Raw genomic sequence first — 16861 nt, forward strand, 5'->3', positions numbered from 1 at the left:
TGCTATTCAAAGGAACTGGTGCGTAACGCTTATGGCGGGCCTCATGGGACTTGCGGCGACATCCCAAGGTTTGGCGCAACCAGTATCGGCCGAAAGCGTCGCCCGATTCGGGACCGAGACAGTGTCGAACGATGCGCGGGACACCGCGAACTGGGTTGCAGCATCGCGCGATAACCAAAGCCTGCCGTTCATCGTCATCGACAAGGTGAACGCCGTCGTGTTCGCGTTCGACGCCACCGGTGGATTGCGCGGCACGGCGCCAGCCTTGCTCGGCATGGCGCGCGGCGATGCGAGCGTACCCGGCATCGGCCAGCGCAAGCTCGCGACGATTACGCCGGCCGAACGCACCACCCCTGCGGGCCGGTTCAAGGCCTCGCTCGGTCGCGATTTCGAGCAGGATATCCTGTGGATCGACTATGACGCCGCGCTGTCGATGCACCGCGTGATCGTCGGCCGCCGGATCGACAACCGTGCGGGTCGACTCGCATCGCCGACACCCAGCGACAACCGGATCTCGTATGGCTGCGTCAACGTACCCGCCAAATTCTACGACGACGTGGTCAAGCCCTTGTTCACCGGCACCGTCGGCATCGTCTACATCCTGCCCGAGACCAGGCCGCTCCGCAGCGTCTTCGCCGTGCCGGTCGCGGCGGCGGGCTAGCGCATCGTGATCCTCCACACGTCGGAGAGGATCACAACGATCCCGCTGCCGGGCCGCTACGTCACTGGCACCAGGGCCGCTCGCGATACCATTTAGTCAGCACGTATTTGACGCCCTGCTCGACCGGCATACCCTGATGCAGCGATCCGGGATTCGGCCTGCCCAGCGCATCCATGTTGTTCCAGATCACCAGATTGCCGGCCTTCGGTGCGATCACCACGCCAGCGGTCGGAAAGTTCGTCCGCCCGCCCAATGCCGGCTCGTTGAGAAACGTCATTGCCGACCATGTCCGCTGTCCGCCGATCGGCACCTGGTTCCGCCAGTAATGCTGGCCAGTATCGAAGAAGTCGTGATGCGGCTTGAACTCTTGCCCGACCGCATAGCGCTGACCCTGCAAGGCTTCGCCAAATATTGGCTCGATCCCGGTGACATCGTCGAGCATGTTCTCGACCACCGTCACCGCATCGGGTCCGGGATAAAGATAACAGGTTTCGCTGGTCCGATACGACGGCACCGGATCATCGGAGACGACGGGCGACGGTACACGCTCGGCATCGATGAGCCGAATCAGCGCCTGGCATTCCTCGACCGTGATGAAATTTCGAACGACGTAGAGTTCGACGCCATTGGCCGGGATCCGGACAGCACCGGGATAATGCGCGATCCGTTCCCGAACACGCGCCGCAGAATCGGAGCGGGCCAATGCTTCCATGTGCCCATCGCGTAGATCAAGTGCTGACAATGGTGCGGAAATCAGCGAAGTGTTATGGGAGTCATCTGTTGGCCAAGCGCCAGTATCTAAAAATTCAGACATGTTTTGATCGCTTTAATCATCCACCCTTTACTGGGCCGATATCAAGATTCTTAATCTAGGTTTATATTTTAATTGATGCATCTTTAGCAGCTAACATACGTTTATCAAGTACGACCAACACAGGTTCGGCTCGGTTCGGCGATTTATCGCTACCACCCCGCCACGATGGATGCGCTAAGTCGCACCAAGCCAAAGAGTTCGGGAACATCCCATGCGTCGCTGCCGGCGACGACACGGATGACGCGATTTGACCGACATCGGCGGAGACAGGGCATGAAGCCGTTCACGAAAAGTCTGTTCCCATTCGGACGCAAGCCTCCGCTCGGCAATGCTTTGGCCGATCAGGTTCCGACTATCCCGGCGTTTTCCTTAGAAGTCTTGCCTGTCCGCCCGAAACGACGGCGAACAGTCTTGCCGGAAACCGCGGTCATGAGAGGGCTTTGCTACGCAGCATTGCCGTCGGCGATGATCTGGGGCGGCATCATCTACCTGTATTTCGGGTAGCCGCGCAGGCCGGCGACATCCGCCTCTCCCCTGACTGAAACGCGAACGCGCGTCGCGCACCACTCTTTATCGTCCTCGCGCTTCGCGGGGCCAGGATACCCATGTTCAAAAACATTCTCGCAGGCGCTGCGGCGTCGTTGCTGGCGCTTGTCCCGCAACCCGCCCCCGCGCAGCGTCTCATCCTGCCCGGTGCGTTGTTGCTCGCGGGCTATCGCGCCACCTGTGGCCCGGTCGACACGATGATCCAGCCGATCGACGACATTGCCGCCGCCTATAAGGGACGGATCATCCTGCACCCGCGCGTTCTCAACCTTCCGCGTGCGCAGCAACTCTTCTGGTACACGCACGAATGTGCCCACCAGATCTTTGGTCCGGGCGAAGCCGCCGCCGATTGCTGGGCAGTGCAGCAGGGCCGGATCCAGGGCTGGCTGTCGCCGGACGAACTGGCCAAACTGGGCGCGACGATGCGCGCCTTTCCCGGCGACGCGACCCACATGGATGGTCGCGGCCGACTGATCGGCATGCAGAAATGCTATGCTCGCTGACGATTGCCGCATCAGGCGCCCGCCGCGTATTCCCGCGCGGCCTGATAGAGTCCGACCCGCGTCCAGCACGGTCGACGGGATTTGCAGTCCAATCGGTGACCATTGCGCAACCCGGATCGCCAAAGCGACGTTATAGACCCCACGCATGATCAAGGTCGCCAGCTACAATATCCACAAGGGCATCGGGCTCGACCGTCGGCGCAATCCCGAACGCGTGGTCGAAGTGTTGCGCGAGATCGACGCCGACGTGATCGCGCTGCAGGAGGCGGATCGCCGCTTCGGCGCGAAGGCCTGCGTGTTGCCGCATCACCTGCTCGAGGAGCACAGCGACTGGAAACCGGTCGATTTTGGCCTCCGCGCGCTCAGCATGGGGTGGCATGGCAACGTCATCCTTGTCCGGAAATCGGCGCGCGTCGTTGCCAGCGAACCGCTACATCTGCCGGCTTTGGAGCCGCGCGGCGCGGTGATGGCCGACGTGCAACTCGCCGGCGGGACGATCCGTGTGCTCGGGATGCATCTCGATCTGTCAGGGCTTTGGCGGCGCAAGCAGGCGGCGGCGATCATGAACCATGTCGATAGCTGCGCGCACCGGCATCCGACGGTGATGATGGGTGATCTGAACGAGTGGAGCGCCGGTGCCGGATGCCTGCGCGATTTCGGCCGCGACTATGCGTTTGCCGAGACCGGGGCGAGTTTCCATTCGCGGCGGGCGATCGCGCGGCTCGACCGGATCATGGTCTCGCGTGAACTCAACGTCGTGGAATGCGGCGTGCATGCGAGCCCCGCGGCGCGGAAGGCGTCGGATCATCTGCCGATCTGGGCTATGCTGGAACCCAAGGCCCCGGCTCTATACCCGGCTCTATAATCGCCACCCGGACGAGGATGTAGAATGCGCGAGAAGGAACTGCGACTGGCGCTCGTCTGCTATGGCGGGATCAGCCTGGCAGTCTACATGCACGGGATCACCAAGGAGATCTGGCGTCTCGTCTGCGCGAGCCGGGCGTTTCACGACGGCGAGGCGCCAAAGGGGGCAGCCAAGGCGTGTATCACGCGTTGCTGCAGGAGATCGAGGATCACGCATCGATCCGCGTGCGCGTGCTCGCCGACATCATCGCCGGCGCCAGCGCGGGCGGGATCAACGGCATCTTCCTCGCGCAGGCGATCGCGACGGGCCAGAGCCTCGATCCGCTGACCGACCTGTGGATGACGTCTGCCGATGTCGAGGCGCTGATCGACACCGAGGCGGCGCCGAAATCGCGGTTCTCGAAGGCGTGGGCGATGCCGCTCGCGTGGATGGCGGCGGGACGGAGCACGGACAAGGTCGAGGCGCTCGACGAGCCGACGCGCGAGGAGGTGCGGACAAAGCTGTCGCACTTCATCCGGTCGCGCTGGTTCGAGCCGCCGTTCGGGGGCAAGACCTTTACCAACCTGCTGCTCGATGCGTTCGACGCGATGGGCGCGAGCGAGCGCGGCCCCCGACTGCTGCCGCCGGGCCAGCCGCTCGACCTGTTCGTGACGGTAACCGATTTCTCGGGGCATCCAGAGCGGTTGCAGCTCAATTCTCCCGCCGAGGTGGTCGAGACCGAGCATCGTCTGGTGGTCGACTTCACCGATAATGGCGGCGCGTGCGATACGCTGGCGCCGCGCGCGGAACTCGCCTTCGCCGCGCGCGCGACGTCCAGCTTTCCGGGCGCATTCCCGCCGTTTACGGTCGCAGAGCTCGACGGTGTGCTGAAGCAGCGCAAGATCGCGTGGCCGGAACGCAGCCGCTTCCTCGCGCGTGTGCTGCCGCGTCATACTGCGGCGAACGCGGCGGAGAGCGCAGTGCTGATCGACGGATCGGTGCTCGCCAATGCGCCGTTCCGCCCGGCACTCGATGCGCTCAAGCAACGCCCCGCGCGGCGCCAGATCGACCGGCGGTTCATCTACATAGATCCCTCCCCCGGCATCAAGCTGCGGCTCAACCGCGGCGAGGGCACGCCTGGATTCTTTCAGACGATCATCGGCGCGATCAGCGACATCCCGCGCCAGCAACCGATCCGCGACAATCTGGAAGCGATCGCCGAACGCTCAGGCCGGATCGACCGGATGCGCGGGATCGTCACCGCGATCCGGCCGGAAGTCGAGGCGGACGTCGAATCGCTGTTCGGCCACACGCTGTTCCTCGACCGACCGACCGCGCCGAGGCTGATCGCATGGCGGCGGCGCGCGCAGAAGGCGGCGGCGGCAAGTTCGGGCTATGGCTTCGTCGCGTACGGGCATCTGAAACGCAGCGCGGTGATCGAGGCGCTGGCCGGGCTGCTGTACGAAGCGGGCCGCCATCATAGTCCGCGGCGGCTGACGCAGATCCGCGCCGCGATCGTCGCGCAGGTTGCAGCGACGGGCGCGGACCAGCTCGGGGCGGGCTTTGCGAACGGTGCCAGCCCCGCGTCGATCGCATTCCTGCGAACCTTCGACATCGGCTTTCGCATCCGCCGGCTGCGGCTGATGGCGCGGCGCCTGTCGGAGGTCGAGACCGCCGCCGACGAACCCGAACTCGCACCGATGCGAGACGCGATCTACGAATCGCTGTCGCCGTATCTCGATCGGCTGCGCGGCGAGATGCATGCCGGGATGCACGATGCGGTGCGCGCGATGAAGGGCGATGCGACCGCGGTGCTGGAGACGCTCGGGCGGACGTTCGATCTCGAGCGGCTCGATGCGGCGACCGACCAGCGGCTGGCGGAGGCGTTCGCGGCACTCGCCAAGCCTGCACGGCGGACGTTGCTGCTCGCCTATCTCGGCTTTCCCTATTTCGATACCGCGACGCTACCGCTGTTGCAGGGCGAGGGGCTCGACGAGTTCGACCCGATCAAGGTCGATCGGATCGCCCCCGACGACGCGACCGCGATCCGCTCCGGCGGCGCCGAGGCGACGTTGAAGGGGATCCAGTTCGGCACGTTCGGCGCGTTCTTCAGTCGTGCCTACCGCGAGAACGACTATCTATGGGGGCGGCTGCACGGGTCGGAGCGGATGATCGATATCACCGTCTCGACGTTGCCGCAGACGGTGCGGATGAAGCCCGGGCGGGTCGCGGCGATCAAGCGCGCCGCGTTTCTCGCGATCCTCGACGAGGAGGAACCGCGGCTGACCGCGATCCTGCCGCTGATCGCGCAGTTGCGGACGGAAATCGGCTAAAGCTGGCCAAACGCGCGATCTAGCGGTAGCTCTGGGCCACTCGCCGCTTCGGCTGCGGGCGAAGACATAGAGGTGGCCGCATGCAGTTCCTGAAAATCCTGTTCTGGTGCCTGCTGGCGTTCGTCGCCGCGGTGTTCACCATAAGCAACTGGAACGCCGTCCAGATTCAGCTCTGGGGCGGGCTGATCGCGGACGTGAACCTGCCGCTGCTGCTGTTCGTCACCTTCCTGATCGGGTTCGTGCCGACCATGATCTACAATCACGCGATCCGGTGGCGCCTGCGTCAGCGCCTGTCGACCTGCGAGCGCGAACTGCTCGAACTGCGCACGCCGCGGCCCGAGCCGGTGGCGTTCGTGCCCGCCGAAACGCCGGTAACGATCGCGCCGCTCGGCGCGCCGACCGCAGTCCCGCCGGGCGTCGCGTAATGAGCAACCGCATCTACGTCGCGCTCGACACGCCCGATCTGGCGCGCGCGAAGGCACTCGCGGCGCGCGTCCGCCATCATGTCGGCGGGATCAAGCTCGGGCTCGAATTCTTCTCTGCGAACGGCCAGTCCGGCGTGCATGCGATGGCGGAATTCGGCCTGCCGATCTTCCTCGATCTCAAGCTGCACGACATCCCCAACACCGTCGCCAAGGCGGTGCAGGCACTCGGCCCGCTCGAACCCGCGATCTTGACCGTCCATGCGAGCGGCGGCCGCGCGATGCTCGAGGACGCCAAGGCAGCCGCGCCGATCGGCACGAAGGTGATCGCGGTGACGATGCTGACCAGCCTCGACGCAGCCGATCTCGCCGCCACCGGCATTAGCGGAAATGCGCATGACCAAGTGACGCGACTGACCGAACTCGCGTGCGAGGCCGGGGTCGACGGCATCGTCTGCTCAGGCGCGGAGGTTGCTGCGGCGAAGGCAATCTGGCCCAAGGGGTTCTTCGTGGTCCCCGGTGTCCGCCTGCCCGACGGCCAGATCGGCGACCAGAAGCGCGTCGTCACGCCGCGCCAGGCGCTTGATGCTGGGGCTTCCATCCTTGTGGTGGGCCGTCCGATCACGCAAGCAGAAGACCCCGACACCGCCGCCCGCGCGATCGGCGCGACGCTCTGATCCCTCTCCCATCGGGAGAAGGGTTTTAGGAACCAGCATGACCACCGCCAAGATCTGCGGCCTTTCCAACCCCGCGACGCTCGACGCTGCGATCAAGCACGGCGCGAGCCATGTCGGGTTCGTGTTCTTCCCCGCGTCGCCACGCCACGTGACGTTCGCGAAAGCCGCCGAACTCGCGGCGCGCGTACCCGATCACGTCGCGAAGGTCGGCGTGTTCGTCGATCCCGAGGACGAGATGCTCGAACAGGCGGTCGCATCGGCCGCGCTCGACGTGCTGCAACTCCACAAGGTGACGCCCGCGCGGGCCGCCGCGATCCGCGCGGAGTTCAGAATCGAGACGTGGGTCGCCGTTGCGGTGCGCACGCGAGGCGATCTGGATGCGGCGCATGGCTTTACCGGAGTCGCCGACCGGATACTCTATGACGCCAAGACCCCGGACTCGGCCGCATTGCCGGGCGGGATGGGCTTGCGGTTCGACTGGGACCTGCTCGACGGGTTCAGACATCCCCTGCCCTGGGCTCTGTCGGGAGGGCTCGATCCGGCCAACGTGGCGGAGGCGATCCGCCGCACCGGCGCCGAACTCGTCGACGTGTCGTCGGGGGTTGAAAGCGAGCCCGGTATCAAGGACGAAACCAGGGTCGCGGCATTCCTGAAAGCTGTCGCCACGCGCTAGCACCACCCCGGCGAAGGCCGGGGCCCAATTGGGGAGGCCTGTGACAGTCCCTTCCCGCCGTGATTATGACCTTCCCAATTGGGCCCGGCCTCCGCCGGGGTGGTGCCCAATAAAACGGAAGGGGTGACAGCGATTTACGAAGTGCTAAACGCCCAGTCATGAACGCTCCAACCCTTGCCCCCAACTCCTACCGCGCCCAGCCCGACGAGCGCGGCCATTTCGGTGATTTCGGCGGCCGCTATGTCGCCGAGACGCTGATGCCGCTCGTCCTCGAACTCGACGAGGCGTACCGCGCCGCCAAGGCCGACCCCGCCTTCAAGGCGCAGTTCGACGATTTGCTCGAACATTATGTCGGTCGCCCAAGCCCGCTCTATTACGCCGAGCGCCTGACCGAGGCGCTCCGCGAGTCCGCTCCGGAAGGCATGGGAGCCCAAGTGTGGTTCAAGCGCGACGAGCTCAATCACACCGGCGCGCACAAGATCAACAACTGCATCGGCCAGATCCTGCTCGCCATGCGCATGGGCAAGACGCGGATCATCGCCGAGACCGGTGCGGGCCAGCACGGCGTCGCCACCGCGACGGTCTGCGCGCGCTTCGGCCTGCCCTGCGTGATCTACATGGGCGCCAAGGACGTCGAGCGGCAGGCGCCCAACGTGTTCCGCATGAAGCTGCTCGGCGCCGAAGTCCGCCCCGTGACCAGCGGCGCGCACACGCTGAAGGACGCGATGAACGAGGGCATGCGCGACTGGGTCGCGAACGTCCACGACACCTTCTACATCATCGGCACCGCCGCCGGCCCACACCCGTATCCGGAGATGGTCCGCGATTTCCAGAGCGTAATCGGCACCGAGGCGCGCGCGCAGATGCTCGCGCGCGTCGGTCGTCTGCCAGACATGCTGGTCGCGGCGATCGGTGGCGGCTCGAACGCTATCGGACTGTTCCATCCGTTCCTCGACGATGCCGATGTGCAGATGCTCGGCGTCGAGGCAGCGGGTCATGGCCTCGACAAGCAGCACGCGGCGAGCCTTGCGGGCGGTTTCCCCGGCGTGCTCCACGGCAACAAGACGTATCTGTTGCAGGACGAGGACGGCCAGATCACCGAGGCGCATTCGATCTCGGCCGGCTTGGATTACCCAGGGATCGGCCCCGAGCATGCCTGGCTGCGCGACATCGGCCGCGTGCAGTATGACAGCGCGACCGACACCGAGGCGCTCGACGCGTTCCAGCTGCTCTGTCGCACCGAAGGCATCATCCCCGCGCTCGAACCATCGCACGCGATCGCGACGGTGACGAAGAAGGCACGCGAGATGCGGCAGGACCAGATCATCCTGGCGAACCTGTGCGGCCGCGGCGACAAGGACATCTTCACCGTGGCGGAAGCGCTCGGGGTGGCGATATGAGCTCGATTGACGGGCAGTCCCCCTCCCCCACCCGTCACCCCAGCGAAAGCTGGGGTATCAATGGGGCGGGTGCCGTGGTCGTCAACCGGAATACCCCAGCTTTCGCTGGGGTGACGGGTGTTGGCGTGGCTCGGGATATGCGTCGAGCGACGACTATTGCTTGGGAGGGGGCAAGTGAGCCGCCTCGCCGCCACCTTTGCGCGCACCGCCGCCGCCGGCCGCGCCGCGCTCGTCGCATTCGTCACCGCGGGTGATCCGACCACCGAGGCCACCGGCCCGATCCTCGACGCGCTCGTCGCCGGCGGCGCGGACGCGATCGAACTCGGTATGCCGTTCACCGATCCGATGGCCGACGGCCCCGCGATCCAGGCCGCCAACATCCGCAGCCTCGCGCAAGGAACCCGCACTGCCGACATCTTGGCCACCGCCACCGCGTTCCGCGCGCGCCACCCCGACGTGCCGCTGGTCCTGATGGGCTATGGCAACCCGATGCTCCGGCGCGGCGCGGACTGGTTCGCCGAGGCGGCGGCCAACGCTGGCGTCGACGGCGTGATCTGCGTCGACGTGCCGCCCGAAGAGGACGATGCGCTCGGCCCGCAATTGCGTGCCGCCGGGATCGACCTGATCCGCCTCGCCACGCCCACCACCGACGCCGCCCGCCTGCCGACCGTGCTCGATGGCGCGAGCGGGTTCCTCTATTACGTGTCGGTCGCGGGGATCACCGGGCTCCAGCAGGCGCAGCAATCCTCGATCGAGGACGCCGTCGCTCGCCTCAAGGCCCAGACCGACATCCCCATCGCGGTCGGCTTCGGCATCCGCACGCCCGAGCAGGCGGCCAACGTCGCGCGGGTCGCGGACGGCGTCGTCGTCGGCTCGGCGATCGTCGAACTGGTCGCGCAGCACGGTGCCGCTGCGGCCGAGCCGGTCCGCGCCTATATCAAGTCTCTCGCCGACGCTGTCGCTTCGGCCCGAAAGACCGCCCCTATGGAGATTGGCGCATGAGCTGGCTCAACAGCGTCCGCAACGTCCTGCCCTTCGTCGCGAAGCGGGAGACGCCCGAGAATCTCTGGCACAAGTGCAAGGGCTGCGGGCAGATGGTCTTCACCAAGGAGCTCGAGGACAATCTGTACGTCTGCCCGAAATGCGATCATCACGACCGCATCGGGCCGAAGATCCGCTTTGCGCAGCTGTTCGACGAGGGCAGCTGCAGCGAACTTCCCGCACCGAAAGTGCCCGAGGATCCGCTGAAATTCCGCGACCAGAAGCGCTACACCGATCGCCTCAAGGCCGCGCGTACCGACAACAGCGAGCAGGACGCGCTGATCAACGCATGCGGTGCGATCGCCGGCCACCGGGTCGTGGTCGGCGTGCAGGACTTCGGCTTCATGGGCGGCTCGATGGGACTCGCGGTCGGCGAAGCCTTCGTGCGCGGCGTCGAGGCGGCGATCGAGGACCGCGTGCCCTACGTCATCTTCACCGCGAGCGGCGGCGCGCGCATGCAGGAGGGCATCCTCAGCCTGATGCAAATGCCGCGCAGCACCGTCGCGATCCAGATGCTCCACGATGCCGGCCTGCCGTACATCGTCGTGCTGACCGATCCCACCTCGGGCGGCGTGATGGCGGCCTACGCGATGCTCGGCGACGTCCAGATCGCCGAGCCCAAGGCGACGCTGGCGTTCACCGGCCGGCGCGTGATCGAGAGCACGATCCGCGAGAAGCTGCCCGAGGACTTCCAGACGTCGGAATATTATCTCGAGCACGGGATGATCGACATGGTCGTCCACCGCAAGGACCTGCGCGAACAGCTCGGCACGGTCATCGGGTATCTGAGCGCGCGCGAAGCAGCGTAATCGCTACTCCCTCTCCCCTCCGGGGAGAGGGTCGGGGTGAGGGGCAGCCAAGCAGTACGCCGCCCGGAACTGCCCCTCACCCCAGCCCTCCCCGGAGGGGAGAGGGAGCCAAGAATGCCCGACCACGCCGTGTCCTCGTCCCCCGCAGTGCAAGCACAACTCGACCGGCTGACCGCGCTCTCCCCCGGCGCCGATATCCTCGGCCTCGAGCGCATCACCGCGCTGCTGGCCCGTCTCGGCGACCCGCACCTCGATCTCCCCCGGTGTTCCACGTCGCCGGCACCAACGGCAAGGGGTCGACCTGCGCCTTCCTCCGCGCCGCCATCGAAGCCGCCGGACACAGCGTCCACGTCTATTCCTCCCCACACCTGGTAAGGTTCAACGAACGCATCCGCCTCGCCGGGCAACTGATCGAAGACGACCTGCTCGCAGCCTTGCTATCGGAAGTCCTCGACCAAGCCGCCGACCTGCAAGCCAGCTTCTTCGAAGTCACCACCGCCGCCGCCTTCCTCGCCTTCGCCCGCACACCAGCGGCAGCGACCATCGTCGAAGTCGGTCTCGGCGGCAGACTCGATGCGACCAATGTCATCCCGAACCCGGTCGTCACCGGCATCGCCGCACTCGGGATCGATCACCAGTCGTTCCTCGGCGACACGCTGCTGGAGATCGCCGGCGAGAAAGCGGGCATCGCCAAGTCCGGCGTGCCGCTCGTCACGATGGACTATCCCAAGGCCCTCCGCGCAAAGATCGCCGCGGTAGCCGCCGCCGCGGGTGCCCCCGTCCACGCGCGCGGCACGGCCTGGACGAGCGAGACCGCACGCTCGACCGTCCGCTACGAGGATACCGGCTTTTCGGTCGTCACCAACCGCCCCCGCCTCGTCGGCGCGCACCAGTCCCGCAACCTCGCGCTCGCGATCGCGATGCTCCGCCATCAGGGCGCGCTGCATGTTTCCGAAGCCGCGATGCGCGCCGCCGCCGACTGGGCGCATTGGCCAGCCAGGATGCAGCGCCTGTCCGATGGCCCCCTGCTCGCACGACTCCCGACGGGCAACGAACTATGGCTCGATGGTGCGCACAACCCCAATGCCGCGAAACCGGTCGCGCGAGCGCTGCGAACGCTGGCGAAGGGGCGTCCGGTCACGCTGATACTCGGGATGCTCGCCAACAAGGATGCAGAGGCGGTGATCGGCATTCTGTCGCCGTCTGTCGGGCATGTCGTCGCCATCCCGGTGCCGGGGCACGCGCATCACGCTCCCGACACACTCGCAACGCTTGCACGAAGCTTCGGGAAAACGGCTGAAACGTCGTCCACCCCGGCCGCTGCACTCGAGCTGATCGCGGCGCGGTGCGAAGAGGCAAACCTCGTCCTGATCGCCGGTTCTCTCTATCTCGCCGGTGAAGTGCTCGCGACGAACGACCAGCCGCCGGACTGAGCTCTTATTGCTATTGACTATCAATAACGGACGCGCGAGTTTGTGGACACCACCACGGAGTCGCGTGAATGACCGATACCCGCCCCAGTTCGACGCCCAGTTCGACGCCGGCCACGACCAATTTGCTCGCCAACGCGACGGCGTTGCTGCCGCATCCACTGCCGCCCTGTGAAAATGCGCGAATCGCCTTGTTCGCAATGCGGCGGATGGGTGCGCATGGCCTCGCCGACGCCCGCGCCGCGCACACGATGTTCACCGCTTTCGGGCAGAGTTTTCGTCGTCCGCTGGTACTATTGCGCGCGCTGATGGCCGACCTGGCGGGCACGTCGGCGGGAACGATCGCGATCGCGCCATGCTGCTGCGCGCGGATGACCCCAGCCGAGTCGGCGATGCTGTCGATCCTCGCGCGGGTCGAGACCGCCCCTGAGACAGCCCGCTATCTGACGACCGATCTACTCGGCGTCCGCCGTGTCGACGGCGTCCTCGCCAGCGCCGCAGCCGTCGCCGCCGCGTTCGCCGACGAGGGGCGACCGGTCACGATGTAAGGCTAAACGGCCTCGCCAGCCCGCGCGTCGCCCTCTCCCTCGACGCCGGCGCTGCCGATCGAGCGGTCGATCATCCCCGACCGGCTCATCCACCAGAACAGCACGATCCCTGGTACCGCGAGCACCGTCGTCAGCAGGTAGAAATCGACATAGCCGAACGCCTCGATCAGCGCACCGGCGGTCGTGCCGGTGACGATCTCGTCCGACGATGCTTGCCGCTGCCGAGATCAGCGCAAACTGTGCCGCGGTGAAGCGTAGATCGCACAGCGCGGAAAAATAGGCGATCACGACCACGCCGCCAAACCCGCTCGACGCGTTCTCGAAGCCGATCGCCGCCGCCATGCCGGAGTTTGAGTGCCCGGCCGCCGCTAACGCAGCGAACGACAGGTTCGAGACGCCCATCAGCACGAGCGACCAAAGCACCGATCGCTTCATCCCCATCCGCGCGTACAGAATGCCGCCGATGAAGATGCCGACGAGATACGCGATGAAGCCGATCCCGACATCGTAGAACGCGATCTCGTCGCCGGTGAAGCCGAGGTCGTCGAACAGCAGCCGCAACGTCAAATTGGCGAGCGTGTCGCCGACCTTGAAGATCAGGATGAAGGCGAGGACGATGAACGCCCCCTCGCGCGAGAAAAACTGGACGAACGGCCCCCAGATCGCGCGAAACCCCTCGGCTAGACCACGCCGTTCGATCGGCGGGCGGCGGCGTTCGGGCTCGCCCAGCGCCAAGCCCGCCAACACCGCGGGTAGTGCGAACACCACACATGCCAGATAGGCGGCGTTCCAGCCGGCGCGTTCGGCGACCACCAGCGCCAGCGCGCCCGAGCCTGCTGAGCCGATCCGCCAGCCATATTGGCTCATCCCCGATCCGACGCCCAATTGGCGCGGTTCGAGCGTCTCGATCCGGAACGCGTCGATCACGACGTCGAACGTCGCGCCCGCCGCGCCGACCAGGATCGCCGCGGTTGCGGTGGAGGCGATGCTGGCCGCTGGGTCGATCAGCGCGAGGTTGACGACAGCCGCGACGACTAGCGCGGCCGTGATGATCAGCCAGGAAACACGCTGGCCGAGCCGCCCGATCACCGGGAGGCGGACGCCATCAACGACCCAGGCCCACAGGAATTTCAAATTATAGACGAGAAACGCAAGACTGAACGCGGTCACCGTCTTCTTGTCGATGCCGCTCGCTGCCAGCCGGGTGGTCAGCGTCGCGCCGATCATCGCATAGGGGAAGCCCGACGATATGCCGAGTGCGAGCGCGGCCAGCGGGGCCTTCTCGACATACGGTCGAAACCCGTCACTCCAGCTTTTGCCTTCGGTTCCGTCCATCGCACTTACGCTCCCACTCGCTTGCGGGAGACCCTAACGGGAAATCGCAACCGCGCTACCCGTCAGGCGATGGAGCGCGGGGGAAACGTCAGGCTTTCGCTTCGAACAGCGTGAAGCCGTACGGAACGCGCTTGGGCTTGCTGCCAGCGCGCGTCGCCTCGATCGCCTCGATCGCAGCGATCAGGTCGCGCGGTGCGTAGGGCTTGGCCATGCAGCCGGCGGCGAGCGTCGTCGCCTCGATCGGGCAACTCCCTGTAACGAACATCACCGGCACGCCGCGTGCGTGCGCCGCGCGCGCGACGTCGATGCCCGAACCGTCCGCCAAATTCACGTCGACCAGCACCAAGTCGATCACTGTGTCGCTAGCCAGGATCGGCAACGCATCCGCGACCCGGTCGATCGTCGCCACGATCGTGAACTTCGCTTCGGCGAGGAAATACTCGGTGTCGAACGCTACCAGCGGTTCGTCCTCGACGACGAGGAGCCGGACGATCTGCCGCTTTTTCTTGCCGAACAACATTGCCGAAAGGCCCCCGGTCGCGCGCGAAAGGTCGTTACGCTTGCGGGTGTTAACGCACCGCAGCACGAACGGTCGCAAATATTTTCGCGCTGGCGGCCGATCCATAGTATCGGCCGCGCCATGACGACTTCAAAAGACGATAACCCGACTGCCAGCCCGTCGCCCGACGCGCCTGCAACTCCTGCCACACCGATCAAGGGCGACCGCATCGCCAAGCTGCTCGCCCGCGCCGGGATCGCCTCGCGCCGCGATATCGAGCGGATGATCGCCGAGGGGCGCGTCGCGCTCAACGGCTCTACCCTCGACACACCCGCGACGATCCTGCGCAACTTGGCAGGCGTGACGGTCGACGGCGATCCGGTCGAGGCGCCCAGCGCAGCGCGGCTGTTCCTGTATCACAAGCCGACCGGACTGATCGTCACCGAGCGCGATCCCGCCGGCCGCACGACGATCTACGATCGCCTGCCACAGGATCTACCGCGGCTGGTGCCGGTCGGTCGCCTCGATCTCAACACCGAGGGGCTGTTGCTGATGACCACCGATGGTGGCCTCAAACGCCAGCTCGAACTGCCCGCGACCGGCGTCGAGCGCGCCTATCGCGCGCGCGCGTATGGCAACATCACGCAGCCGCAGCTCGAGGAACTGATCGAGGGGATCGAGATCGAGGGCGTGCGCTATGGCTCGATCAACGCGAATATCGAGCGTCGAACCGGCGCGAACGTGTGGATCGAGATGATCCTGACCGAGGGCAAGAACCGCGAAGTCCGCCGCGTTCTGGAGCATCTCGGGTTGCAGGTCTCGCGGCTGATCCGGACGCGCTATGGTCCGTTTGTGCTCGGCGACCTGCCGCCGGGGCAGATCGGCGAAGTGCTGCAGCACGACGTCGTCGCGTTCCAGAAGGAGCTGGCGAAGGGTCGGCCCGAGGGTCCGGGCGCGCGCGCCAATATCGGGATCAGCGCGAGTGCCGGTGCGGGCGCCGGGATCGGCGCACGTTCGAGCCAGCGGGGCAGCAATGCCGCCCGTCCTGCGCCGACGGGGCGACCTGCGACGGGTGCAAGGCCGACACCGGGTGCGCGGCCAGCTCCCGGCGGTGCACGTGCCCCGGTCCGCAGCCCCTACACGGCGCCGGCGAGTTCGGGCTTCTCCAGCGGCACCGTGCCGACCGATCGTCCCTTACGACCTGCACGGCCCGAACGGATTCGCCCAACTGCCGCAATGCAGCGCGGGGACGTCAACGATCCCTGGGCGCGGCCGGATACGCGGAATGCCTCTCGGCCGACGGGCACGCATCACGCCCGGCCGACCAGTGGCGACATGTCGAAGCCTTATGTTCGTCAGGAGCGGGCGGATCGCGGCGAGGAGCTCAGCACCAGCCCGAAGATCAAGCATTTCCGTGCTGCCAAGCCGCCGCGCGATCGTGCAGCCCCGTCTCGGGTCGGCGCCGGGGGCACCGTGACGCCACGTCGCGCCGATACGCCGCAGCGTCAGGAGCCGCAGCGTGGTTTCCGTCCGCAGGCCGATGATCTCGCGCGGCCGCAGTTCGCTAGACAAACGTGCCGCGCGCAGTGCTTCCGGACGTCCGGGTGCCGAGCCACGGCCGGTGCGCGATGCGCCGGCACGGCCCGAGCGGGGACTCGCCCCACGGCGCCCGGCAAGGGGCCGTCGGGAGGGCGCGGTCATCCGCCCCGTGCACCACGTGGAGGGAAACGCTGATGCGTATCATCGCAGGGCAGTATCGCGGGCGCCAGATCGCCGCACCCAAGGGTGACACCACCCGCCCGACCGCAGACCGGATGCGCGAGACGTTGTTCTCGATGCTGACCAGCCGCGTTGGCAGCTTCGAGGGGTTGGCGGTCGCCGATCTGTTCGCAGGCTCGGGCGCGCTCGGGATCGAGGCGCTGTCGCGCGGGGCGGCGACGTGCATGTTCGTCGAATCGGACAAGCTGGCGGTCGACGCGCTGAAGGGCAATCTCGCCAAGCTTGAGATCCGCGGCGATGTCCGTGCGGCGTCGGTGATGGCGCTTGGGCCCGCACCGGCGCCGCTCGACGTGATCCTGATGGACCCGCCGTACAACACCGGTGCCGGACTCGTCGCGCTCGACAAGCTGTCGCGGCTGGGTTGGGTCGGGCCGGCGACGTGGATCAGCCTCGAGACGGCCAAGGCCGAAGTCGTCGAACTGGCCGGCTTCGAGGTCGACGCGACGCGGGTGCACGGCAAGGCGCGACTGACGCTGTTGCGGCCAGTTTCAGCGTAAAGCGTGTTCTCTCGCGAAGGCGGGAGCCCAGTCTGGGCTCCCGCCTTCGC

15 protein-coding genes and 3 pseudogenes are annotated in these 16861 nt (G+C 66.5%); 15 read left to right on the forward strand and 3 right to left on the reverse strand.

The genetic code is table 11. The features are described from left to right. Positions 1-121 precede the first annotated feature (121 nt). Positions 122-661 carry a L,D-transpeptidase gene (locus QP164_RS09700; RefSeq protein ID WP_132741667.1) on the forward strand — a complete coding sequence of 180 codons (540 nt, stop codon included), beginning with the start codon at positions 122-124 and terminating at the stop codon, positions 659-661. Positions 662-722: 61 nt separating this feature from the next. On the opposite strand, the gene QP164_RS09705 is transcribed toward QP164_RS09700, so the two are convergent. Beyond that, positions 723-1373: a prolyl hydroxylase family protein gene (locus QP164_RS09705; RefSeq protein ID WP_333923010.1), complete on the reverse strand. Its 651-nt coding sequence runs from the start codon at positions 1371-1373 to the stop codon at positions 723-725. Positions 1374-1748: 375 nt separating this feature from the next. Here QP164_RS09705 and QP164_RS09710 point away from each other — a divergent pair, with 375 nt between their 5' ends. From QP164_RS09710 to QP164_RS09765, 12 genes and pseudogenes are all read left to right on the forward strand, one after another. After that, positions 1749-1979, forward strand: a complete 231-nt coding sequence (locus QP164_RS09710; RefSeq protein WP_332754484.1) for a hypothetical protein — start codon at positions 1749-1751, stop codon at positions 1977-1979. 101 nt (positions 1980-2080) lie between these two features. Then, entirely contained in the window at positions 2081-2524 is a 444-nt protein-coding gene (locus QP164_RS09715; RefSeq protein ID WP_332754485.1) for a hypothetical protein, read from the forward strand. Between the two features lie 145 nt (positions 2525-2669). Then, positions 2670-3389 carry an endonuclease/exonuclease/phosphatase family protein gene (locus QP164_RS09720; RefSeq protein WP_333923011.1) on the forward strand — a complete coding sequence of 240 codons (720 nt, stop codon included), beginning with the start codon at positions 2670-2672 and terminating at the stop codon, positions 3387-3389. A gap of 24 nt (positions 3390-3413) precedes the next feature. Continuing rightward, positions 3414-5701 (forward strand): annotated as a pseudogene (locus tag QP164_RS09725) (patatin-like protein). An 80-nt stretch (positions 5702-5781) separates the two neighbouring features. Continuing rightward, positions 5782-6126, forward strand: a complete 345-nt coding sequence (locus QP164_RS09730) for a DUF1049 domain-containing protein (protein WP_132898048.1) — start codon at positions 5782-5784, stop codon at positions 6124-6126. Further along, complete coding sequence (gene pyrF, locus QP164_RS09735; protein WP_333923012.1) at positions 6126-6800, forward strand: orotidine-5'-phosphate decarboxylase; 675 nt, start codon at positions 6126-6128, stop codon at positions 6798-6800. Before QP164_RS09730 ends, pyrF begins: the two co-directional genes overlap by 1 nt. A 37-nt stretch (positions 6801-6837) precedes the next feature. Then, the gene (locus tag QP164_RS09740; protein WP_333923013.1) at positions 6838-7473 is read left to right on the forward strand and encodes a phosphoribosylanthranilate isomerase; all 636 of its coding nucleotides are present in this window, start codon (positions 6838-6840) and stop codon (positions 7471-7473) included. 158 nt (positions 7474-7631) lie between these two features. Continuing rightward, positions 7632-8873 carry a tryptophan synthase subunit beta gene (gene trpB / locus QP164_RS09745; RefSeq protein ID WP_132898051.1) on the forward strand — a complete coding sequence of 414 codons (1242 nt, stop codon included), beginning with the start codon at positions 7632-7634 and terminating at the stop codon, positions 8871-8873. 174 nt (positions 8874-9047) lie between these two features. Next, on the forward strand, positions 9048-9875 hold the full coding sequence (trpA, locus tag QP164_RS09750) for a tryptophan synthase subunit alpha (protein WP_333923014.1): 828 nt from the start codon (positions 9048-9050) through the stop codon (positions 9873-9875). Continuing rightward, on the forward strand, positions 9872-10723 hold the full coding sequence (accD, locus tag QP164_RS09755; RefSeq protein WP_333923015.1) for an acetyl-CoA carboxylase, carboxyltransferase subunit beta: 852 nt from the start codon (positions 9872-9874) through the stop codon (positions 10721-10723). The genes trpA and accD overlap by 4 nt, the downstream gene beginning before the upstream one ends. 114 nt (positions 10724-10837) lie before the next feature. Beyond that, positions 10838-12156: pseudogene (locus QP164_RS09760) on the forward strand (bifunctional folylpolyglutamate synthase/dihydrofolate synthase). Between the two features lie 68 nt (positions 12157-12224). Next, positions 12225-12701, forward strand: a complete 477-nt coding sequence (locus QP164_RS09765) for a DUF6628 family protein (protein WP_333923016.1) — start codon at positions 12225-12227, stop codon at positions 12699-12701. 2 nt (positions 12702-12703) lie between these two features. Here the strand turns inward: QP164_RS09765 and QP164_RS09770 are convergent. Both QP164_RS09770 and QP164_RS09775 read right to left on the reverse strand, forming a co-directional pair. Further along, positions 12704-14036 (reverse strand): annotated as a pseudogene (locus QP164_RS09770) (AmpG family muropeptide MFS transporter). Positions 14037-14124: 88 nt separating this feature from the next. Then, on the reverse strand, positions 14125-14556 hold the full coding sequence (locus QP164_RS09775) for a response regulator (RefSeq protein WP_132898190.1): 432 nt from the start codon (positions 14554-14556) through the stop codon (positions 14125-14127). Positions 14557-14676: 120 nt separating this feature from the next. Between QP164_RS09775 and QP164_RS09780 the strand changes: the two genes are divergently transcribed. Both QP164_RS09780 and rsmD read left to right on the forward strand, forming a co-directional pair. Further along, positions 14677-16269: a pseudouridine synthase gene (locus tag QP164_RS09780; RefSeq protein WP_333923017.1), complete on the forward strand. Its 1593-nt coding sequence runs from the start codon at positions 14677-14679 to the stop codon at positions 16267-16269. Next, positions 16269-16811, forward strand: coding sequence for a 16S rRNA (guanine(966)-N(2))-methyltransferase RsmD (rsmD, locus tag QP164_RS09785; protein WP_333923018.1), 543 nt, complete (start codon positions 16269-16271; stop codon positions 16809-16811). Before QP164_RS09780 ends, rsmD begins: the two co-directional genes overlap by 1 nt. Positions 16812-16861 lie beyond the last annotated feature (50 nt).

Source organism: Sphingomonas sp. LR59, assembly GCF_036855945.1.
Classification (GTDB): Bacteria; Pseudomonadota; Alphaproteobacteria; order Sphingomonadales; family Sphingomonadaceae; genus Sphingomonas.